Here is a 20,271-nt window from a genome sequence, read left to right as displayed (position 1 = left end):
CTCCAGACGATCCGTACAGCCTCCGTAACCGCTAGACTTGCACTTCAATCGTCGGCGCCAAGTCGAAAACCGGCGGCCGCCGGTGGGACCGGGCCACGGCCAGACGACCCGCATGCGCCTCCAGACGATCCGTACAGCCTCCGTAACCGCTAGACTTGCACTTCAATCGTCGGCGCCAAGTCGAAAACCGGCGGCCGCCGGTGGGACCGGGCCGCGGCGAGAATGCTCCAAGTCGACCCGAATGAGCGCAGTTGCTGCCATTCTATGCGCTGTCAGTTCGGAAACCGCACAGACCCGAGCAGGGCGCGTCTCGACGTCGGCTCTCCGACCGGCGAAGCCCGAGACCTCTGCTCGCTGTGCCAGGCTTCTAGGTAGGCCCACGGCCCGCATGCGCCTCCCGACGATCCGTACAGCCTCCGCAACCGCCACACTTGCACTTCAACCGTCGGCGCCATGTCGAAAACCGGCGGCCGCCGGTGGGACCGGCCCGCGGCGAGACTGTTCCAAGTCAACCCGACTGAGCGCAGTTACTGCCATCCGATGCGCTGTCAGTTCGGAAACCGCACAGACCCGAGCAGGGCGCGTCTCGACGTCTGCTCTCCGACCGACGACGCCCGAGACCTCTGCTCGCTGTGCCAGCTTCCAGGCATGCCCATGACCCGCATGCGCCTCCGGACGATCGGCGCAGCCTCCGCAACCGCTAGACTTGCACTTCAACCGTCGGCGCCAAGTCGAAAACCGGAGGCCGCCGGTGGGACCGGGCCGCGGCGAGACTATCCCAAGTCGACCCGAATGAGCGCAGTTGCTGCCATTCTATGCGCTGTCAGTTCGGAAACCGCACAGACCCGAGCAGGGCGCGTCTCGACGTCGGCTCTCCGACCGGCGAAGCCCGAGACCTCTGCTCGCTGTGCCAGGCTTCTAGGTAGGCCCACGGCCCGCATGCGCCTCCCGACGATCCGTACAGCCTCCGCAACCGCCACACTTGCACTTCAACCGTCGGCGCCAAGTCGAAAACCGGCGGCCGCCAGCGCGACGTGGCCTCGGCCGGATCAGGTCGAGTCGCAACAGGCCCCGCAGCGGAGCATACCTCGCCGCCTTCGCCACGACTGAGCGCAGCGGCCGCCTCTCGCACGACATGCCGCCCTGCTTGTCCGACGACGCGACGTGAAGCCTCGCAACCACCTGAGTTACGTTGGCCCAGTCGGTTCGGACCTGAATCGCAGCCGTCGCCATGAACTGACTTCGTCCCGCCCCGCCTGACGCTTACATGAAGCCTCGCAACCGCCTGAGTTTCACTTGCCCGGCCGGTCCGAAGCCGAATCGCAACGGTGGCGAGTGCCGCACGCGCCTCACCGGCCTCGACTCGCACTGCGCACCACCGGCGGCCAGGAACAGAATCGGGGCTGCCCCGGCAGAGCGGTCTGCTCGCCGGCCAGCCCCGTCATTTCGTCAAATACCGTACTTGCCCCATCCCCACGGGAGCATTTTGAAGTAGTAGCTCGGCACGAACTTCGAGAATCCGGAGACCTTGGTGGAAGGGAACTTGGACCCGTAGAGCATGCGGGCCACCTCCTTTGCAGGTCGTCAGCAGGACCCACCACTAGAGTCTATGCTCCCGCAGGCGCGGTGGTCACAGGTTGGGCGCAGATCAACTCCCGAGGTATTGTGCCAGCTCCTCCCAGGTGGTCGCCGGCGGAGAGCAGGCGAAGTTGCGGCAGACGTAAGCCGTGGGCGCACCGCCCACCGCTGCCTTGCCAGCCCAGATCGGCGCGTCATCACGCGGGGCGTCAACTCGGGTCAGCACCAGGTTCGGCTCGTACCGGCGCCCCAGCGCCTCCAGCCATGCCTCCGGGGCGCCGCCCACCAGCGTGACCTCGGTGGGGCTGCTCAGGTAGAAGTCCAGGGCCTGCAGCATCGTCGCCGTTCCGCCGGGGGCCCGGGACATCAGGTCCCGGTGGCGGCGGAAGGCCTCCTCGGCGGTGGTGCGGAAGCGGTCGTCCCCCCGGTAGGGCTGCAGCCGCAGGAGGTTCATGGCCGCAACGGCGGAGCCTGCCGGAACGGAGGCGTCCATCAGGTCCCGGGGCCGGTGGATGAGCGGTTCGGACCCGGACTGCGTCAGGTAGAAGGATCCCGAGCCGTCGTAGAAGCGCCTCAGGGTCTCCTCCGTCAGCCGTATGGCCTCGTTCAGGTAGCGCTCTTCGAACGTGGCCTCATACAGGTCGATGAGTCCGGCGGCCAGGCAGGCGTAGTCCTCCAGGTAGCCGGGGATGCCGGCCTGGCCGTCCTTGTAGCGCCTCAGCAGTCCGCCGCGGCCGTCCGCGAGGTGGGAGAGGAGGAAGTCCGCGGCGCGGCGGGCCGCGTCGGTGTACTCCCGGCGCCGCAGGCTGCGCCCGGCCCGGGCCATGGCGGAGATCATCAGCCCGTTCCAGGCCGTCAGGACCTTCTCGTCCCGGAACGGCGGCACCCGCTTCTCCCGGGCTTCCAGCAGCCGGCGCCGCCCCTCGGCCAGCCGCGCCTCGACCTCCTGCAGCGGCAGGTTCAGGGCCTGCGCCAGCGCCTCGGGCGGCTCGGCGATGTGGAGCACCGTCTTGCCGCTGTGCTCGAAGTTCCCCCGATCGGTCACGCCGTAGTGCCGGCAGATGAGCTCCCCCAGGTCGGACCCCAGCACGGCGACGATCTCCTGCCGGTCCCAGACGAAGAACCTGCCCTCCTCGCCCTCGGAGTCGGCGTCGGTGGCTGAGTAGAAGCCGCCGTCCGGGTGGGTCATCTCACGGATCACGTAGTCCAACGTCTCTTCCGCCACCCGCCGGAACCGGGGCTCGGCGGCGGCCTGCCACGCCGCGATGTAGAGGAGGGGCAGGACGGCGTTGTCGTAGAGCATCTTCTCGAAGTGCGGCACCGCCCAGCGCTCGTCCACGGAGTACCGGTGGAACCCGCCGCCCAGCTGGTCGTAGATGCCGCCCTCGGCCATCTTCCGCAGGGTGAGCGTGACGAGCTTCAGGTAGAGCCCGTCGCCCGAGGCCTTCCAGTGGCGCAGCATCAGCTCCAGGGCGAAGGTGTTGGGGAACTTGGGCGCCCCGCCGAAGCCGCCGTGCCGCGGGTCGATGCGGGCCGCGAAGGCCCGGGCGGCGTCGGTGATGAGCTGCCGGTCCGGGAGGTCCCCGGTCACGACGTCCAGGGCGTCGCTCCGGGCGATCCCGTCCGCCCACTGGGCCGCGACCTGCTCCACCTCGCTGCGCTTCTCCCGCCAGGCGCGCACCAGCGCCATCAGCACCTGCCGGAAGCCCGGCCGGCCGTACCGCTCCGTGGGCGGGAAGTAGGTGCCCACGTAGAAGGGCTTCTGGTCGGGGGTGAGCCAGACCGAGAGCGGCCAGCCGCCGGAGCGCGTGACCATCTGGCAGATCGTCTGGTAGATGTCGTCCAGGTCCGGCCGCTCCTCCCGGTCGACCTTGATGCAGACGAAGTGCTGGTTCATGACGGCGGCGATCTCGGGGTCGGCGAACGACTCCCTCTCCATCACGTGGCACCAGTGGCAGCTGCTGTACCCGATGCTGAGGAAGATCGGCTTATCTTCCTTCCTGGCGCGCTCCAGTGCCTCCGAACCCCAGGGGTACCAGTCGACGGGGTTGTGGGCGTGCTGCTGGAGGTAAGGGGACGCCTCGTGAATGAGGCGGTTGGGCCTGGCGGTCAGGGCGATCACCCTCCTCGTTTCGGTACCTTATAGACGAAACAGGAGAGCCGGGGATGTGGCGGGGCTCATCGGTTCTATTCTTTGTCGCGGTGCCAGGCCGCCATCCGCCGCCGGTGATGCGGCGCCTTCGGACCACCGTTGGCGGTCGACAGGTGGCCCGCCGGGGCAAGCGCCCTCCCCGTCGGGACCTGGTTCACACCGCAGCATCCCCCTTCAGGCCCATGGCGGCAAGAGAACTCCGTCCCTCCTCAGGGCCAGTCACCGGGCCCGTGGCCGGCCGCATACCATAATACACACGCCCGGAGGGAGGAGGGGCATGCCATAGGCCGCATCAAGACCAACAGACAGGACCTGGAGCTGATGGCGCGGCTGATGCGGGCGGAAGCCGAGGGGGAGGGCGACCTCGGCATGCTCATGGTGGGCAGCGTCATCACCAACCGCGTCTACGCCAACTGCGGCGAGTTCCAGGGGCTCCGTTCGGTCAGGGACCTGATCAACCGCGATTTGGCGACGGAGTGCCGAACCGGGTTCGAGGCGGTGTGCAAACCCTACTTCTGGCAGGGCGCCCGTGAGCGCGACATCCGCCTCGCCGAGCGGAACGCCCGGGGTGAACGGCAACACCCGGCCACGTACGCGCTCTGGTTCTTCAACCCACAAGGACAGCCCTGCCCCGCCTCCTGGTGGGGCAGACCGCTGGTGGGTCAGTACAAGAACCACTGTTTCTACCTGGCGGATGTCCAACAGTGCCCACGAGTCTTTTCCTAGGTGAGGAGGATCTGTCCTGAGCGGGATGATGCCGATGGGTGGAATGGGGCAATACCCCTTCCCCCCGCAGATGATGGGGCAACCGGGGATGCCCTTCGGGAGGCCGGGCTTGCCCGGAGCAGCGCAGTTCATGAAGATGCCTCCGGGCCCGCCGGAGATGATGTTCGGCGGCACGGTGCCGCTTCCGCAGGAGCAGAGCTACCTCGAGAACATCCTCCGGCTGAACCGCGGCAAGGTGGCCACCATCTACACGACCAACGACAACAACCCGGAGTGGGCCGCCAAGGTGTTCAGGGGCGTGGTGGAGAACGCGGCCCGGGATCACGTGGTGCTCGCTGACCCGCAGACGGGGATGCGCTACGTGGTCCTCATGGTGAACATCGACTATCTGACCTTCGACGAGCCCCTGAACTACGCGCCGGAGTTCTATCAGAGTCCGTTCTGAGCCTCCCCGCCGCGGCCGCTCCCGGCCGCGGCGGCCGATCGACCGCACCGCGGAAGCAGAACAGCTGGCACCCCCGGGGGTGGTAGGGGGTGCCAGCTGCCAGCGTTATGCACAATCAAACATAACGATCTGTCCCTATGATACTTCCTGGGTTGCCAGCGGTCAAGACCTTGCGCTTGAAATGTGCGGATCGATTCCGCACATCACCCGTCCCGCCGTGACGAAACGGGCTCTGGGCGCAGCCTGCGGGCCGCGCCCAGAGCCTGCCCAGCCGTTTGGGCCGTTGCCGCTGACGCCCGATTGCGGCGGCTATCCCGGACCGGCTGGAAGCCTTGATGCGATCCTTTACTGCAGCTTGCTGCCGGGGGGCATCGGGCGGTTGCCCGCCATGTCGTTCTGGCCGTCCAGCAGGTGGATCATGCCCCGGACCAGCGTGTCGTCCTCCAGCACGCTGTACAGGTGGTAGCCCAGATCCTCGCGTTCGACCAGGATGTCCTCCAGCACCTCCACCGTGCCGAAGTCGCCCAGTTCGTGGGCGCGGCGGATCGTCTTGCGGAGCATCTGCTGGATCTTCAGCTCGTGCTCCAGGTCGTTGCGGAGGAAGTCGCGGATCGAGTGGCGGCCCTCCACCTCGTGCTTGATGTACGAGAGCTCGTGCTGGGTCACCGGATGGGCCGTGGGGACGCCGCCCAGCCGGGCCACGCGCTCGCCGATGTCGTCGATGTGCTTGGCGGTCTTCTCAATGTGCTCCTCCAGCAGGTGGTGCAGGCTGATGAACGCCTCGGCGCCCTCGGTCAGCCAGTGGTGTTTCTGGTACTGGTGGAGGGCGACGTTGAGGGCGCACAGGTGGTCGTCGAGCTGCAGGGCCATCTCGAGCCGGACCTCATACGGCAGCCCGATGCCTGCACCCACTCGCTTGACGGTGCGGGGCTGCTGCCGGTTGACCATGTCATGACTGGTCCCGTGGCCGGGCATGCTCGGGTTGTAGCCGGACTTGTCCAGGTTGAACTGCCCCTGGAAGTTGGCCAGGTTGGTCATGGTGGCGGTGAGCTGCCCGACCGGAGTATGGGGGAGCTGAAGCTTGTCTGGCACGGCGTACCCTCCTCGTGCGAGATGCGTTCCGGCCCTAGTTTGGGTGAATCGCCGGCGGTTGATGGCTGTAAGAAGATGGGCAGCGTGGCAGAGGGGGGGACCGCCGCTTCCGTATCGTAGCGAGCTTATATAACGACTATGTTAATAAAGGCTGTGATCGCGAGTGGGAGGTTGGTAGATCATGGATGCCCAGGTGAAGAAGCAGGTCCTGCGGAAGTTGACATACGGCCTGTACGTGGCCACCGCCCGGATCGGCGAGGAGGCTGCGGCCGCGACGGTGAACTGGCTCTCCCAGGCCTCGTTCACCCCGCCGCTGGTGATGATGGCCGTCAAGGCCGACAGCGGGCTGCACGCCCTGCTCAGCAAGGGGGCGACGGTGGCGGTCAACATCCTCGGCGCCGACCAGAAGGGCCTGGCGGAGACCTTCTTCCGGCCGACGAAGCTGGAGGGGAACACCCTGAACGGCGTGCCCTTCGCCGACGGCGAGACGGGAGCGCCGCTTCTCACGGGCGTTCCGGCCGCCTTCGAGGCGAAGGTGGTGCAGAGCGTGCCCGGCGGCGACCACACCGTGTTCGTCCTGGAGGTCGTGGCGGTCCACCTGAACGACCCCGACGCGAAGGTGCTGGAGATGTGGGACACCGGCTGGTTCTACGGCGGCTAGGCCGGGGTCAGACCAGCCGCAGCATGCGGAACAGGATGATGACGCTGGTCGGGATGACGAACAGGTTCTTGAGGCCGAGGAGCAGCGCCTGGCGAGCGCGCAGCGGATCGAGCGCACCCAGGCCCAGCCGGGCCAGCAGCGCCGCTACGTGGGTCTCCTGGAGCAGCGCGGCCAGCGCCAGGTTCATCAGGCCGACGACCAGGGCGTAGCCGACGAGCTCCCAGACGAACTCCTGAAAGTCCGTGCGACCGGCTCCCTGCAGGATCTTCAGCCAGGTGGCACTGGACCCCATCTGGCGGAGGGACACGGCCCCGCCGATGGCCAGCACCAGGGCCAGCTGCAGGACCCGCCCGCCCTCCACGAGCAACTCCGCGACCACGTACGGGGCGCCCCGGGCGGCGGGCTGGTAGCCCTGCCACATGCGCAGGGCCGCCACCGGCAAGGAGAGTCCCCATACGGCCGGGTGGGTGAAGTAGAAGGTGAAGGCAAACGCCGCGGGGCCGAGGATTCGCTGGATCAGGACCATCGCCCCCTCTTGGGCAGTTCCCCGGTGCATGCACCTGTGCGCGCCGCACGGTGGACATGCACCACTCAAGGATATGCCGGCACCATCATCAAGATCGCGCCAGCGGGCCCGGTGCACCGCACCGGGCCCGCATGATGTCTTCGTGCGCGTGTATACCCCGATTTCTGCAGCGACCGTGCCGGCGCCCGGTTAGACGGCCTCGAACCCGTTGTCGTTCAGCAGAGCCTCGATCAGCCCCTGCATGCCCCGGTTCGGCCGGCCCTTCAGGTACTCGTCGACCTTCTCCGGGTCGAACAGCGCGGCGGGCAGGGGGTCCGTCGAGCAGGCCACCTCGAAGGAGTCGGGCCGGTCGTCGCACATCGAGAACCGTGCGAGGATGGTGCCCTTGCCCCGGCCGGCGGTCGCGCGCACGCACCAGCGCAGGTTGGCCTCGTCCAGGCGCCGCTCGTACTCCTCCGTCGAGATGCCCGGCTCCCAGAGCGGGGGCTGGTCCTCGTCCACCTCTTCCATGACAGACTGGATCACCCAGCGCGTCGCCTTGGTGGCCGGCTCGGCCCGGAAAGGCTGCAGCCATTCCCGCACCATCGTCGATGCCACCTTCCTGAGTGTCCAGCCATCCGGCAGATGATACACCATGGTGGACCCGATGCTCATGTGGCACACTCCCCCTTCCCCGGAAATCCGCGAGCGAACAAGAAGACCTGGCGCTCCGGCACCAGGTCGCGCGCGCAGTCGATCCTCGTGTACTCCATTGTACACAATCAAGAATGGAATGGCAAGCAACGGCTTCCCCGCGGGAGGGGGGCGCCGGAGTCATAGCGGGCCCGTCCGCGCATAATCCTTCCCGTGGAGGGAGGGGGAGGAAGTGCGCAGGTCGCAGATCGCATGGATTCTGTTCATGTTTGCGGCCACCCTGGCGGTCCGCACGGGACCGGCGGCCGTCGCGACGCTGGGGCCGGACCACCCGTACGGGTCCGTGTTCTGTGACGACCGGCCGTTCACCGGCGACGCGCCCCTCCTCGCCATCGTGATCGACGACCTCACCACGGGCGCCGCAGGGCTGGAGGAGCTGCTCGCGCTGGGGCGTCCGCTGACCTTCGCCGTGCTGCCCGACCGGCCCGACGTCGGCGCCCTGGCCCGGCGGGTGTCCGCCCTCGGCCACGAGGTGATCCTGCACCTGCCGATGGACGCCGGGCAGGTCAACCCGGAGTGGTACGTGGGGCGGCCCATCTCCGGCCAGCAGAGCGATGAGGAGATCCAGCGCCTCGTCTCCGAGTGGCTGGCGGCGGTGCCGGAGGCCCGGGGGATGAACAACCACATGGGTACCGTCGCCACGCAGGACGAGCGCGTGGTGCGGGCAGTGCTCGAGGTGGCCCGCCGCCAGGGCAAGTACGTGCTGGACAGCATGACGACCGAGAACACCGTCGTGCCCCGCACGGCCGTGGCCATGGGCGTGCCGTGCATGCAGCGGTCGCTCTTCCTGGACCACGAGGGCGGCAAGGAGGCCGCGATGGCCCAGCTGCGCGCGCTGGCCGACTGGGCTGAGCTCCACGGGGCCGCCATCGGCATCGGCCACGTCGGGGTGGGGCGCGAGGGCACCGCCGCCGCGCTCGCCGAACTGCTTCCCGAACTGGAGGCCCGGGGCATCCGCCTGGTTACCCTTTCCGAACTTCTGCGCCATCAGCAGGAAGAATAGTCTATCCTGGTAGAACCTTTCAAGGGATTCCCTGAATCTCATAGGGTGAGGGGGCGAGGTCAGCGCTCCCATCCCCGGAAAGGGAGGCTACGATGTGAACCTGGGACAGACCTTCCAGCGGTTCTTCAACGACTGGCAGAAGTTCCTGTGGATGGGGCTCGGGGCGTTGATCGTCCAGCTGGTCGGCGGTGCGGTCATGATCATCCTCGGCGTGGCGACGATGGGCCCCAGCATCCTCACGCTCCTGGCCGGAGGCCCTGACATGGCGACCCTGGCCGTGCTTGGGGGCATGAGCGTATTCGCGCTCGCGTCGCTGGTTCTCGGCGTCGTGGCGGCCGGACTGGTCTACGCCGGCCTCATCGGGTCGGTCGTGGCGTACCGGCGCGGCGAGGAGGTCAGCCTGAGCACCTTCTGGTCCTATGCCAGGCAGTACTTTGGCAAGATGATCCTCCTGGGCATCATCATTGCAGTCATCATGCTCGTCAGCGCCATCCTGCTGATCATCCCCATCCTCGGATGGCTCGTCTGGTTCGTCTGGGTGCCGGTGGCCTCCGTCACGCTCTCCATCTATCCCGCCTACCTCGTCATCAACGACGGCTACAGCGTCGGCGATGCCCTGAGCACCGGCTTCCGGGTACTGCGCTCGATGTTCGTCGAGGCGCTGATCGGCGGCGTGATCCTGCTGGTCTTCGGCCTCGTGCTCGGCCTGATCGGCTCCGTGCCGCTCCTGGGCTGGATCGTCGTCATGCTCTTCGGCGAGCCGCTCCTGCTGTTCGTCCTGACCGAGCGGTTCGAAACCGAGGTGCGGCCCCGCCTGGCCGCCTGACCACACGCGCCACGGCCCTCCCCCTGACCGGGAGGGCCGCTGCCATGGCCGGCTACATACGCAGACGCATCACGGCCCTCCCGCCGATCGGGAGGGCCGCCTTTACGTGCTAGCTGTGCTCCGTGGCGGGAGCCCCCACGAGGGCCCTGCGCTTCCAGCGCCCCGTGGCGTAGTAGCCCAGGTGGAGCAGGAAGCTGGCCACGGCCGAGATCAGGATGCCGGTCCAGATGCCTGCCGGCCCCATCCGGGCGGCCAGCAGGTAGGCGGCCGGAACCCGCACGACCCACAGGCCGATGATGGTGAGCACCAGGGTGGACATCGTGTCGCCGGCCCCGCGCATCACGCCGCCCAGCACGAAGACGAGGGCGAAGAAGATGTAGCTCCAGCCGTTGATGCGCAGGTAGAGGCTGCCGGCCGCCAGCACGTCGGGCTCCCGGTTGAAGAGCGCGATCAGGATGGTCGGCCTGATCACGGCCACGGCGGTCACCACCGCGGTGATCAGCACGCCGAGGCCCGCACACCACCGGACGGCCGACGACACCCGGTCCAGCTTGCCTGCGCCCAGGTTCTGCGCCACGACGGAAGTGACGGCGAGGCCCATGGACATGGAGGGGAGGAAGGCGGCCTGGTCCAGGCGCTGCGCCGCGCCGAACGCCGCCACGACCTCCGGGCCGAAGCTGTTGATCAGCGCCGTCACCGTCACCATGCCGAAGGAGACCACCGCCTGCTGCAGGCCCGCGGGCAGGCCGATGCGGAAGATCCGCCCGGCCAGGTCCCAGTCCACGCGCCAGTAGTCGCGGTTCAGCCTGATCAGGTCGGTCTTGCGCAGGATCCAGCGGACCAGCCAGACGGCGCTGACGCCCTGGGCGATGACCGTCGCGATGGCAACGCCCGGCACGCCCATCTGGGGCACGGGCCCCAGCCCGAGGATGAAGATGCCGTCCAGCACGATGTTGAGCAGCGTGGCGATCGCCAGGGCGATAAGCGGGGTGTTGGCGTCGCCGAGGCCCCGCAGGATCGCCCCCAGCGTGTTGTACAGGAAGAGGGCGAGGATGCCGCCCATGAAGACGCCCAGGTACGCGGCGGAATCGTGGATGATCTCCTCCGGCGTGGAGATGAGGTTGAGCAGCGGGTAGCGCAGGGCGACGCCGAGCACCCCCACGATGCCGCCCAGGACGGCGAGCAGCGTCAGCGACGTGCCGATGGTGCGCCGCACCATCTCCTCGTTGCCGGCGCCCCGGTACTGGCCGACGAGGGTGGTGGTGGCCATGGTCAGGCCGACCACCAGCGAGATCAGGGCAAAGATCAGCGGCTGTGAGACCGACACGGCGCCCAGGGCGTGCTTGCCGATCACCTGGCCCACCCAGATGGAGTCGACCACGTTGTACAGCATCTGCAGCAAGTTGCCGGCAAACAGTGGCAGCGAGAACATGAGGATGTGACGGGGGATGGAGCCCTGCGTGAAGTCACGCTGAGAACCCTGACGCATGGGGTGCCTCCTTTGCCAATGTCTGCCTGCCCGCAAGCAGGGGGGGACAGAACCATCCCCCGCTACGATCCATAGAGTGGAGTAGACAGAAGTCCAGCCATCCGGGAGGGCCTAGTGGGACATATGCACAGATGGATCGCGTGGCTCCTGGCCGCCCTCCTGTTGAGCGCCTGCGCGCCGCGGGGGGAGAGGGAGGGGCCGGCCCCGGCGGAGGCACCACCGGCGGCCGTACGCGTCGGTTACATGCCCAACCTCACGCACGCACAGGCCGTGCTCGGCGTGGCCGAGGGGACCTTCGCGCGCCTGACCGGCCTCGAGGTGAACGGGCGCCTTTTCCCGGCCGGCTCCGCCGCACTGCAGGCGCTGTTTGCCGGCGAGGTCGACCTGCTGTACCTGGGCCCGGCGCCCGCACTGAACGGCTACCTGCGCTCCGGCGGCGCAGCCCTGCGGGTGATCGCCGGAGCGGCATCGGGCGGGTCGGTCTTCGTGGTGCGGCCGGGCGTTGATCCGAGCGACCTGCGCGGCACCCGCCTGGCCACGCCCGGCATCGGGAACACCCAGGACGCGGCGCTGCGCCACCTGCTCGCGCAGAACGGCTGGCGCACCCGTGAGCGGGGCGGCGACGTGACGCTCTCGCCGATGGCCCCCGCCGAGATCCTCAGCCTCTTCAGCCGGGGCGAGCTGGACGGGGCCTGGGTCGCCGAGCCCTGGGGAAGCCGGCTCATCCTGGAGGCGGGCGGCGTGCTGGCCATCGACGAGCGGGACCTGTGGGCCGGGGGCGTCGTGCCGACCACGCTCCTGGTGGTCCGGCCGGACTTCCTCAGCCGGCACCCCGACGTCGTCAGGCGGTTCCTGGAGGCCCACGTGGCGATCACGCAGGAGCTCGAGCGGGACCCCGACGGGACCCGGGACAGGGTGCAGGCGGCGCTGGCCGACCTGCAGGGCCGGCCCCTGAGCGACGAACTGATGGCCGCGGCCTGGGGCCGCATCGATTTCACCAGCGACCCGATGGCGGACGCTGTTGCCGAACAGGCCGACCGCGCCTTCGCAGCCGGGCTGCTGGGGGCTCGCCGGCCGGATCTCTCCTCCCTGTATGACCTGACCCTGCTCCAGGAGGTGGCTCCATGAGATACCCGGCTGTCCAGCCGGTGCAGCCAGAGCTGTCCCTGTGCTCGGTTACGAAGCATTTCGAGACCCGCCGCGGGCGGATCAAGGTGCTGGACCGGGTGAGCCTGAACGTGCGCAGAGGGGAGTTCCTCTGCCTCCTCGGCCCCTCAGGGTGTGGGAAGTCCACCCTCTTCAACATCATCGCCGGGCTGGAGACGCCCGATGCGGGCGAGGTGCTGGTGGAAGGGGAGCCCGTCGCAGGACCCGGTCCGGACCGGGTAGTTGTCTTCCAGGACGGGGCGCTGTTTCCCTGGCTGACCGCCCTCGGCAATGTCGAGTTCGGGCTGAGCCTGCAGAAGATCCCCCGGGACGAGCGGCGTGAGCGGGCCATGGCGGCCCTGGAACTGGTGCGGCTCGCCCGTTTTGCTGATGCGTACATCCATGAGCTCTCCGGCGGCATGCGGCAGCGGGTCGCCATCGCCCGGGCCCTGGCCCTGGAGCCGAAGCTGCTGCTGATGGATGAACCCTTCGCCGCCCTCGATGCGCAGACGCGCAACATCATGCACGAGGAGCTTCAGCGCATCTGGGCACGGACGGGGCAGACCATCATTTTTGTGACGCACAACGTGTCTGAAGCGATCCGGCTCGGTGACCGAGTGGCAGTGCTCTCCTTCCGGCCCGGCACGATCAAGCGGGAGGTGCCGATTCACCGCCCCCGGCCCCGCACGGCGGACGATCCGCACCTGATGGAGATCCGCACATTCCTCGTGCGCGACCTGCGCAGCGACGCGGAGGCCGCGGTGGAGGAGGAGCTCACCGATGGCTAGGTGGCAGGCTGCGGCCGTCTCGGCGGCGCTGCTGCTGCTGCTCTGGCAGGGGGCGGCCTGGACGGGGGCGTGGCCCCGCTACGTCTTCCCCTGGCCCGAGGACGTGCTCCTCACCCTCTGGCGGCTGCTTGCCACCCGGGAGCTGGCGGTGGCCCTCCTGCACACGCTGAAGCGCATCGGCCTGGGCTTCGCCCTCTCGGCGTCCGGCGGCCTCCTGCTCGGCCTCTGCATGGCCCGCAGCCGCACCGTCAGCGACCTGCTGGGGCCGGTGGTGCAGGGCCTGCAGTCGATGCCGTCGATCTGCTGGTACCCGCTGGCCGTCCTCTGGATCGGGTGGAACGAGGGCGCGCTGCTCTTCGTGACCGTCTCCGGCGCCCTCTTCGCCATCGCCGCCGCCACCGAGTCGGGGGTGCGGAACATCCCGCCGGGCTACGTCCGGGCGGCGGCCACCATGGGCGCACGGGGGTGGCAGCTCTACAGCCGGGTCGTGCTGCCGGCCGCACTGCCCTCCCTGCTGACGGGGATGCGGCTGGGCTGGTCGTTCGCCTGGCGCTCTCTGATGGCCGCCGAACTGCTCTTCCTGAACCTCGGCTTCGGCCACCTGCTGGCCATGGGGCGCGACCTGGGCGACGCGGCGCAGGTGATGGCGGTGATCGTGGTGATCCTGGCCGTGGGGGTGCTGGTGGACCGGGCCTGCTTCAGCCGGGCCGAGCGGGCGGTGCGCCGGCGGTTCGGGTACGAGCTCGGCGCGTGACGGCGACACAGGCGGCTGCCGCCCGGGATGGGCGGCAGCCGCCTTCTCATTCCACGGCCTTGCTGTGACTGCGGAACCACTCGGCCAGGTCGGCCAGTTCGATCTCCCGGACCGCCAGCGCCCAGGCGGTGTGCTCCAGTTCCTGCTCCGTGGCGGTGATCTCGCGCCCGTTGAGCATGAGGAAGAGGCATCCGGCGGCGATGGCCATGCGCTTGTTGCCGTCGACGAAGGGGTGGTTGCGGGAGATCCCCTCCGCCAGCGCGGCGGCCTTCTCCTCGAGGGTCGGGTACAGCGCCTGGCCCCCGTAGGATGCGAACGGTCTGGCGAGGGCCGACTGGACGCCGCCGAGCTCCCGCACCCCGGGCGGGCCGCCGGTCTCGGCGATCACGCGCCTGTGCAGCGCGATCAGGTGGTCGGTGGTCAGGTAGATCAGCATGTCCCCAGCCGTTCGAGCGCCCGGCGGTACCGGGCAAAGAACGCCTCCACGGCCGCTTCCACCTCCTCGTCGGTGGCCGGACGGGCCGACGACGCCTCCCCCAGCCCCTGCGGCGGCGTCTCCCCTGGCGCCGGGGGCCGTTCAGGCAGCTCCTTCACGGTGGTATCCCCCTCCCCTCGGGTCACTCCACTACCATGCTAGCACGATGGCTCGGGTGCCTCAAGGTCTGCCGGTCCGGCCGGCCCGCGGGCCAGGTAGACCACGTCGTCGATGTCGGAGAGCGCCGCGCCGACGGCGCAGGCCGCCACCTCCCGGTAGCGGCGCCGCAGCAGGGCCTCGAACGCCGGTGCGGGGTTGGCCGACCAGAAGGCCAGCACGCCGCCGGGGGCCAGCCAGCGGTTCAGCCGTTCGAGCCCCTCGGGGCTCCAGAGCCGCTGGTTCCCGGCGAAGACGGTCCACTCCGGGCCGTTGTCGGTATCCAGGGCCACGAGGTCGTACGGCTCGGGCCGACCCAGGAGGAAGCGGGCGAGGTCATCCACGACGAGGCGCGTCCGGGGATCCTCCAGGGCGCGGCCGTTCACCTCCGCCAGCGGTCCACGGTTCCACTCGACCACCTTCGGCTCGATCTCCACCACGGTCACCCGCTCCACGCCGGGGGCGTCCAGCGCGGCCCGCAGCGTGTAGCCCACGCCGAGCCCACCCACCAGGACCCGCCGGATCCCGGGGTGCCGCCGCAGGGCGAGGTCGACCAGCGCCCGCTCGGACTCGCCGTTGTAGGTGGCCATCAGGAAGCAGCCGTTGGAGATCACCTCGTAGTGCTCCCCGCGGCGCTGCAGCTGGATCTCGCCCCGAGGGGTCACCGCCCGCTCGATCACGCTGGGTCTTTCGTACAAGACGTCACTCCTTGCTCCTGGTGAACAGGTCGGCCACCCGCCCCTGGGTGAGCGGCCAGGGGTCCACCGGTGTGTTGCCCACGGTGGCGGTCCAGTGCAGGTGCGGGCCCGTGGAGAACCCGGTTGAGCCCACCAGCCCGATCCGCTGGCCGGCCTCCACCCAGTCGCCCGGCGCCACGTGGATCTCCTCACAGTGGTAGTATGCCGTGAAGAGGTTGAGGCCGTGGTCGATGACGATGGTCCGGCCGGAGACGATGAACTCCTCGGCCAGGATGACCTTGCCCCGGGCCGGCGCGTAGATCGGGGTGCCCGTCGGGGCGCCGAAGTCCATCCCGCTGTGCCGGCCCGTCTCCACGCCGTTGACGACCCGGATCTCGCCGAAGTAGGTCGTCACCCGCAGCTCGCCGTCCAGCGGGGGCCGGAACACGTCCCGCCACAGCGGCTCCGGCTCGCTGGTGGAGCGGAGCCGGTAGAGCCGCTCCCACTGCTCCGCCTGCCGGGGATCGTAGTAAACCTCCTCCTGCTCCTCGGTCACCTCGAGGCGGTCGACGGTGAACTCCTTGTAGACCACCTCGATGCTGCCCTCCCACTCGCCGCCGTCCCAGGTGAGGCGCACGGGATACGCGCCCAGCGGGGCCGCCGCGGGGAAGCCGATGAGCGCGGTGGGCTGCCGGTCAAGCAGGAAGAGCTTCGGCTGCTCGGAGAGGCCCCCCACGTGGAGCTGCGGCTCCCCCGGCAGCGGCTGGTCGACCCGCAGCACGGCGAAGTCGCCCCGCAGCACCTGCCGGGGCTCCAGCGTCACCACAGGGGGATTCGCTGGGATTTCCACAACCTCCGCAGGGACGGGCACCTGAACCGTCGAATCCTCCAGACGTTGTGGAGCGTCCGTCGATCCGGGGGCGGCGTCCCTTGGGGAGCAGCCGGCAAAGGCCAGCGCGGCGATCAGAAGTGCGGTAAGCGGCAGCCCTGCGGCATGCCGGTACATCGTCAGAACTCCCGCCCTTCGAAGCGGCCGATGCGCGCCCGCAACTCCGCGGGCACGGGAACCGGCCGCTGGTTCTTGTAGTCGAAATGGACGAGGACGGCGCGGCTGGTGGCCACCAGGCGCCCGGTCTCCTTCTCGACGATCCGGCCTTCGAAGACCATGCTCGAATTGCCGATCTCGGTGACGCGCAGGCCGATCACCAGCCGCTCCCGCAGGTATGCGGGCGACTTGTAGGTGATGGTGATCTCCGCGAGGATGAACGTCACCAGGGTCTCGAGGTCAGCCGTCAGGTTATGGAGATATTCCACCCGGGCCGTTTCGAAGTAGGTCGCGTACACGGCGTTGTTGACGTGCCCGAGCATGTCAATGTCGCGGAACACAACCTGCTGTTCGAACGTGAACCGGAACCCCTCCACCGATGAACCCTCCCTACTGGCTGTCCCGGATGAGTTCCATCCCGCAGTTGACATGTCCTGCCTGAACCGATTACAACCAAGAAGTCAAGCACCGAAAGCGGACAGGGGGGCTTTCCAGTGATCTGGTTCCTGTTGGGTGTCGGCGTGCTGCTCGTCTTGCTGGGCATCTGGGGCGGGCCGGTGCCGCGGCGGCGGGTGGACAAGGCCGCCCGCATCCCCCGCGAAGCCACCGTGCAGGAAGCATGGGATATTCTCACCAGTCCCGTCCAGTACGATGAAGAGCTGATCAAGATCCCCGAGCACAGGCCGTGGTTCCTTCCGGGCAGCGACCGGCGCTTCCACCGCGGTCTGGCGGTGGGCTTCGGGGCCGGACTCCTGGTTGCCGCCTTGCTCCTGCCCCACTTCGGCGGCGGGCAGGCGCCCCAGCCCCCCGGCGGGGAGCAGGATCCCTCGGTGGTGCAGGGGCCCGGGCAGCAGGATCCGGGCACCACGGGCCCCGGGCCGGAGCAGCCGCCGCAGGGCGAGCCCGAGCCCGGTCAGTCCGGTGCGGGGGAGGAGCCGCCCGAGCCCCCCGAGGCGCCGCCTGAGGACGAGCCTGCCGAGGTCACGGTGACGGTGGAGCCGGGATCCAGCTCCCAGGACATCGCCGCCCTCCTGAAGGAGGCCGAGCTCATCGAGGACGAGCGGGACTTCCTCACCGTCGTGGCCGAGCTGGGCGTGGAGACGCGGCTGCAGGCCGGCACCTTCGTCATCCCGAAGGGCGCCCTGCCCATCGAGATCGTCAATATGCTCATCCAGTGACGGATGCGCGTCATGATCGGTGAGAGCCTGTACCCCGGGGCAAGGGGTACAGGCTCTCGGCGTTGTGCAGGGACCGCTGGGCTGACGGCCGCTCACGGGGTGGTCGCAGGCCGCTCAAAGCGCGTGCTCTGGTCGTCGGCCTCGCCCCCCGTGACCGCGACGAGCAGCCGGGTGCGCTCTCCGCAACGATGAAGGTCGACGGAGTTCCCTCAGCGCGGGTGGCTTTCGCCAGAACTGTACCCCCCGGGCGGTGTCCTCTGGAAGGGAATGGATGGACTGGCTCGTCTGACGTCCGCGGACGGGCACCGGTTCCGCGGCGCACAAACCTCTTGTTACTGCAAGAACTTAGAGGAAAGTGCATAAAGTACGAAGAATTATGCTAAAGTCGTACCGGAACACTGGGGGGAGGGTTCGGAACGATGGATACGAAGCAGTTTGAGGCGCTGCTCCAGGAGGACAGGCGGTTCGCGCCGCCGCCGGCGTTCGCGGCGGCGGCGAACGTGTCAGACAACAGCCTCTACGAGCAGGCCGCGAGGGATCGCGAGGGTTTCTGGGCCGCCCAGGCGGAGCGGCTCCACTGGTTCAAGCGCTGGGACCGGGTGCTGGAGTGGAACCCGCCGTTCGCCCAGTGGTTCGTGGGGGGTAAGCTGAACGTCGCCTACAACTGCCTGGACCGCCACCTGGAGACCCCCACCCGCACGAAGGCGGCCATCATCTGGGAGGGGGAGCCGGGTGAGGAGCGGGTGCTCACGTACCTGGACCTGCACCGGGAGGTCTGCCGCTTCGCCAACGTCCTCCGGCAGATGGGTGTCGGCAAGGGCGACCGGGTCACCATCTACCTGCCGATGATCCCCGAGGCCGCGGTGGCGATGCTGGCCTGTACCCGCATCGGGGCCATCCACTCCGTGGTCTTCGGCGGCTTCTCCGCCGAGTCGCTGCGCGACCGGATCAACGACAGCCGCTCGAAGGTCGTGATCACCGCCGACGGCGGGTGGCGGCGCGGCAACATCATCCGCATGAAGCAGATCGTCAACGAGGCCATCGTCGACTGCCCGAGCGTGGAGAAGGTCGTCGTCGTCAAGCGCATCGGCCACGAGTCGCTGGTGGAGCACGGGTGGCACCCGGGGCGCGACGCCTGGTACCACACGCTCATGCGCAACGCTCCGCTCACCTGTCCGGTGGAAGAGATGGACGCCGAGGACCCGCTGTTCATCCTCTACACCTCGGGTTCCACCGGGAAGCCGAAGGGCGTGCTGCACACCACCGGCGGCTACCTGACGCAGGTCGCGGCCACCACGAAGTATGTGTTCGACCTGAAGGATAGCGACGTCTACTGGTGTACCGCCGACATCGGCTGGATCACCGGCCACTCCTACGTGGTCTACGGCCCGCTGGCCAACGGCGCCACCACGCTGATGTACGAGGGCGCCCCCGACTATCCCGACCGGGGGCGGTTCTGGGAGATCGTCGAAAAGTACCGGGTCAACATCTTCTACACGGCGCCGACGGCCATCCGCTCCTTCATGCGCTGGGGCGAGGGCTGGCCCGCCAAGTACGACCTCTCCTCGCTGCGCCTGCTGGGGACGGTGGGCGAGCCCATCAACCCCGAGGCGTGGATGTGGTACCACAAGAACATCGGCCGGGAGCGGTGCCCCATCGTGGACACCTGGTGGCAGACCGAGACCGGCGCGATCATGTGCACGCCGCTGCCGGGCGTCACCGAGACCAAGCCGGGCTCCGCCACGCGGCCGTTCCCCGGCATTGAGATGGCCATCGTCAACGAGAAGGGCGAGAAGGTCCCGCAGGGCTCCGGCGGCTACCTGGTGGTCACGTCGCCGTGGCCGGCGATGCTGCGCACCGTCTGGGGCGACCCCGCCCGGTATACCGCCACCTACTTCGCGAAGTTCGGCGAGAGCACGTACTTCACCGGCGACGGTGCCAAGTGGGATGACGAGGGCTACTTCTGGATCATCGGCCGGGTCGACGACGTCATCAACGTATCCGGCCACCGCATCGGCACCATGGAGGTGGAGTCGGCGCTGGTCGACCACCCGATGGTCGCCGAGGCGGCGGTCATCGGCCGCACCCACGCCGTGAAGGGGCAGGCCATCGCCGCCTTCGTCACGCTGAAGGAGGGCCGGCGCGGCACGCCCGACCTCGCCGACGAGCTGAAGCAGCACGTGGCGACGAAGATCGGCGCCCTGGCCAGGCCGGAGGAGATCTACTTCACCGCCGACCTCCCCAAGACCCGGTCGGGGAAGATCATGCGGCGGCTCCTGCGCGACATCGCGGAGGGGCGGGCCCTGGGCGACACGACCACCCTGGCCGACCCCGCGGTGGTGGCCCAGCTGCGGGAGCAGTACGAGGCCAAGGAGGCGGGCTAGAAGCCGAAGCAAGCAGTGCAGCGGGACGGCGTGCCGTCCCGCTGCTGCGCGCCCGGGCGCATCACGCCCTGGGAACGCAGATGATCTGCCCGATACGCAGGTTGTTCGGATCGACCCGGTTCACGCGCAGCAGGTTGGCCACGCTGGTCCGCCGGGTCCACGCAATCGCCCCCAGGGTGTCGCCCGGCTGGATCTGATACGGTTCCCAGCCCCAGGGGCAGGGCTGCCGTGGGGGAGTCCAGGGCGTGCGGCCCGGGATGCAGAGCGGCTGGCCGATCCGAAGCCCCCAGGAGCTGACGCCCGGGTTCGCCCGAGCGATGGCGGCCGGCGTCGTGCCGAACCGCTGCGCAAGCCGCCAGAAGTCGTCGCCCGGTCGCACTCTGTATGCAAAGGATCCGGGTGGGCACTGGGCCACCGGTCACACCTCCTGTACGGATCTCGCTTCCACTCTACGTTATGTAGCCTGCGACGGGTCGG

21 protein-coding genes are annotated in these 20,271 nt (G+C 68.8%); 10 read left to right on the top strand and 11 right to left on the bottom strand.

Going from position 1 to position 20,271, the window contains the following annotated elements; all coding sequences use genetic code 11:
- Positions 1-1,648 precede the first annotated feature (1,648 nt).
- On the bottom strand, positions 1,649-3,700 hold the full coding sequence (locus J2Z79_RS10970) for a thioredoxin domain-containing protein (RefSeq protein ID WP_209466928.1): 2,052 nt from the start codon (positions 3,698-3,700) through the stop codon (positions 1,649-1,651).
- Positions 3,701-4,051: 351 nt separating this feature from the next.
- Between J2Z79_RS10970 and J2Z79_RS10965 the strand changes: the two genes are divergently transcribed.
- Both J2Z79_RS10965 and gerQ read left to right on the top strand, forming a co-directional pair.
- Complete coding sequence (locus J2Z79_RS10965; RefSeq protein WP_209466927.1) at positions 4,052-4,456, top strand: cell wall hydrolase; 405 nt, start codon at positions 4,052-4,054, stop codon at positions 4,454-4,456.
- Positions 4,457-4,565: 109 nt separating this feature from the next.
- Positions 4,566-4,901, top strand: coding sequence for a spore coat protein GerQ (gerQ, locus tag J2Z79_RS10960; RefSeq protein WP_209466926.1), 336 nt, complete (start codon positions 4,566-4,568; stop codon positions 4,899-4,901).
- 345 nt (positions 4,902-5,246) lie between these two features.
- Here gerQ and J2Z79_RS10955 read toward each other — a convergent pair whose 3' ends face one another.
- Positions 5,247-5,993 carry a Dps family protein gene (locus J2Z79_RS10955; RefSeq protein WP_342589467.1) on the bottom strand — a complete coding sequence of 249 codons (747 nt, stop codon included), beginning with the start codon at positions 5,991-5,993 and terminating at the stop codon, positions 5,247-5,249.
- A gap of 181 nt (positions 5,994-6,174) precedes the next feature.
- Between J2Z79_RS10955 and J2Z79_RS10950 the strand changes: the two genes are divergently transcribed.
- A complete protein-coding gene (locus J2Z79_RS10950) occupies positions 6,175-6,654 on the top strand; it encodes a flavin reductase family protein (RefSeq protein ID WP_209466925.1) in 480 nt (159 codons plus the stop codon).
- 7 nt (positions 6,655-6,661) lie between these two features.
- On the opposite strand, the gene J2Z79_RS10945 is transcribed toward J2Z79_RS10950, so the two are convergent.
- Together J2Z79_RS10945 and J2Z79_RS10940 are read right to left on the bottom strand one after the other, a co-directional pair.
- Positions 6,662-7,180 carry a hypothetical protein gene (locus J2Z79_RS10945; protein WP_209466924.1) on the bottom strand — a complete coding sequence of 173 codons (519 nt, stop codon included), beginning with the start codon at positions 7,178-7,180 and terminating at the stop codon, positions 6,662-6,664.
- A 189-nt stretch (positions 7,181-7,369) separates the two neighbouring features.
- Positions 7,370-7,834: a hypothetical protein gene (locus J2Z79_RS10940; RefSeq protein WP_209466923.1), complete on the bottom strand. Its 465-nt coding sequence runs from the start codon at positions 7,832-7,834 to the stop codon at positions 7,370-7,372.
- A 211-nt stretch (positions 7,835-8,045) separates the two neighbouring features.
- Between J2Z79_RS10940 and J2Z79_RS10935 the strand changes: the two genes are divergently transcribed.
- Both J2Z79_RS10935 and J2Z79_RS10930 read left to right on the top strand, forming a co-directional pair.
- Complete coding sequence (locus J2Z79_RS10935; RefSeq protein ID WP_209466922.1) at positions 8,046-8,876, top strand: divergent polysaccharide deacetylase family protein; 831 nt, start codon at positions 8,046-8,048, stop codon at positions 8,874-8,876.
- 94 nt (positions 8,877-8,970) lie between these two features.
- On the top strand, positions 8,971-9,702 hold the full coding sequence (locus tag J2Z79_RS10930) for a hypothetical protein (RefSeq protein WP_209466921.1): 732 nt from the start codon (positions 8,971-8,973) through the stop codon (positions 9,700-9,702).
- Between the two features lie 109 nt (positions 9,703-9,811).
- Here the strand turns inward: J2Z79_RS10930 and J2Z79_RS10925 are convergent, their stop codons facing one another.
- Positions 9,812-11,191 (bottom strand): MATE family efflux transporter, encoded by a 1,380-nt coding sequence (locus J2Z79_RS10925; RefSeq protein WP_209466920.1) that lies wholly within the window; start codon positions 11,189-11,191, stop codon positions 9,812-9,814.
- 123 nt (positions 11,192-11,314) lie between these two features.
- Between J2Z79_RS10925 and J2Z79_RS10920 the strand changes: the two genes are divergently transcribed.
- The 3 genes from J2Z79_RS10920 to J2Z79_RS10910 are packed head-to-tail and all read left to right on the top strand — an operon-like array spanning position 11,315 to position 13,879.
- A complete protein-coding gene (locus J2Z79_RS10920) occupies positions 11,315-12,319 on the top strand; it encodes an ABC transporter substrate-binding protein (RefSeq protein WP_209466919.1) in 1,005 nt (334 codons plus the stop codon).
- On the top strand, positions 12,316-13,125 hold the full coding sequence (locus J2Z79_RS10915) for an ABC transporter ATP-binding protein (RefSeq protein ID WP_209466918.1): 810 nt from the start codon (positions 12,316-12,318) through the stop codon (positions 13,123-13,125). Before J2Z79_RS10920 ends, J2Z79_RS10915 begins: the two co-directional genes overlap by 4 nt.
- Positions 13,118-13,879 (top strand): ABC transporter permease, encoded by a 762-nt coding sequence (locus tag J2Z79_RS10910; RefSeq protein WP_209466917.1) that lies wholly within the window; start codon positions 13,118-13,120, stop codon positions 13,877-13,879. The genes J2Z79_RS10915 and J2Z79_RS10910 overlap by 8 nt, the downstream gene beginning before the upstream one ends.
- Positions 13,880-13,925: 46 nt before the next feature.
- Here the strand turns inward: J2Z79_RS10910 and J2Z79_RS10905 are convergent, their stop codons facing one another.
- The 5 genes from J2Z79_RS10905 to J2Z79_RS10885 form a co-directional block, all read right to left on the bottom strand.
- Complete coding sequence (locus J2Z79_RS10905) at positions 13,926-14,315, bottom strand: type II toxin-antitoxin system death-on-curing family toxin (RefSeq protein ID WP_209466916.1); 390 nt, start codon at positions 14,313-14,315, stop codon at positions 13,926-13,928.
- Positions 14,309-14,473 (bottom strand): hypothetical protein, encoded by a 165-nt coding sequence (locus J2Z79_RS10900; protein ID WP_209466915.1) that lies wholly within the window; start codon positions 14,471-14,473, stop codon positions 14,309-14,311. The genes J2Z79_RS10905 and J2Z79_RS10900 overlap by 7 nt, the downstream gene beginning before the upstream one ends.
- 39 nt (positions 14,474-14,512) lie before the next feature.
- On the bottom strand, positions 14,513-15,208 hold the full coding sequence (locus J2Z79_RS10895) for a spermine/spermidine synthase domain-containing protein (protein ID WP_209466914.1): 696 nt from the start codon (positions 15,206-15,208) through the stop codon (positions 14,513-14,515).
- Between the two features lie 4 nt (positions 15,209-15,212).
- Positions 15,213-16,037: a M23 family metallopeptidase gene (locus J2Z79_RS19170; RefSeq protein ID WP_209466913.1), complete on the bottom strand. Its 825-nt coding sequence runs from the start codon at positions 16,035-16,037 to the stop codon at positions 15,213-15,215.
- A 158-nt stretch (positions 16,038-16,195) separates the two neighbouring features.
- Entirely contained in the window at positions 16,196-16,609 is a 414-nt protein-coding gene (locus tag J2Z79_RS10885) for an acyl-CoA thioesterase (RefSeq protein WP_209466912.1), read from the bottom strand.
- Positions 16,610-16,726: 117 nt separating this feature from the next.
- On the opposite strand from J2Z79_RS10885, the gene J2Z79_RS10880 reads away from it, so the two are divergent.
- Together J2Z79_RS10880 and acs are read left to right on the top strand one after the other, a co-directional pair.
- Positions 16,727-17,410 carry an MltG/YceG/YrrL family protein gene (locus J2Z79_RS10880; protein ID WP_209466911.1) on the top strand — a complete coding sequence of 228 codons (684 nt, stop codon included), beginning with the start codon at positions 16,727-16,729 and terminating at the stop codon, positions 17,408-17,410.
- A 419-nt stretch (positions 17,411-17,829) separates the two neighbouring features.
- Positions 17,830-19,794, top strand: a complete 1,965-nt coding sequence (acs, locus tag J2Z79_RS10875; protein ID WP_209466910.1) for an acetate--CoA ligase — start codon at positions 17,830-17,832, stop codon at positions 19,792-19,794.
- A gap of 61 nt (positions 19,795-19,855) precedes the next feature.
- Here acs and J2Z79_RS18920 read toward each other — a convergent pair whose 3' ends face one another.
- Positions 19,856-20,209, bottom strand: a complete 354-nt coding sequence (locus tag J2Z79_RS18920; RefSeq protein WP_209466909.1) for a LysM peptidoglycan-binding domain-containing protein — start codon at positions 20,207-20,209, stop codon at positions 19,856-19,858.
- Positions 20,210-20,271 lie beyond the last annotated feature (62 nt).

Source organism: Symbiobacterium terraclitae, assembly GCF_017874315.1.
Taxonomy (GTDB): Bacteria; Bacillota; Sulfobacillia; order Symbiobacteriales; family Symbiobacteriaceae; genus Symbiobacterium; species Symbiobacterium terraclitae.
This window is presented reverse-complemented; position numbering and strand designations above follow the sequence as displayed.

Excerpts from the sequence above, each read along its gene's own strand:
- J2Z79_RS10910 (WP_209466917.1), top strand. The coding sequence starts at position 13,118 with ATGGCTAGGTGGCAGGCTGCGGCCGTCTCGGCGGCGCTGCTGCTGCTG.
- J2Z79_RS10945 (WP_209466924.1), bottom strand. The coding sequence starts at position 7,180 with ATGGTCCTGATCCAGCGAATCCTCGGCCCCGCGGCGTTTGCCTTCACC.
- J2Z79_RS10965 (WP_209466927.1), top strand. The coding sequence starts at position 4,052 with ATGGCGCGGCTGATGCGGGCGGAAGCCGAGGGGGAGGGCGACCTCGGC.
- J2Z79_RS10925 (WP_209466920.1), bottom strand. The coding sequence starts at position 11,191 with ATGCGTCAGGGTTCTCAGCGTGACTTCACGCAGGGCTCCATCCCCCGT.
- J2Z79_RS10940 (WP_209466923.1), bottom strand. The coding sequence starts at position 7,834 with ATGAGCATCGGGTCCACCATGGTGTATCATCTGCCGGATGGCTGGACA.
- J2Z79_RS10950 (WP_209466925.1), top strand. The coding sequence starts at position 6,175 with ATGGATGCCCAGGTGAAGAAGCAGGTCCTGCGGAAGTTGACATACGGC.
- acs (WP_209466910.1), top strand. The coding sequence starts at position 17,830 with ATGGATACGAAGCAGTTTGAGGCGCTGCTCCAGGAGGACAGGCGGTTC.
- J2Z79_RS10920 (WP_209466919.1), top strand. The coding sequence starts at position 11,315 with ATGCACAGATGGATCGCGTGGCTCCTGGCCGCCCTCCTGTTGAGCGCC.
- J2Z79_RS10905 (WP_209466916.1), bottom strand. The coding sequence starts at position 14,315 with ATGCTGATCTACCTGACCACCGACCACCTGATCGCGCTGCACAGGCGC.
- J2Z79_RS10915 (WP_209466918.1), top strand. The coding sequence starts at position 12,316 with ATGAGATACCCGGCTGTCCAGCCGGTGCAGCCAGAGCTGTCCCTGTGC.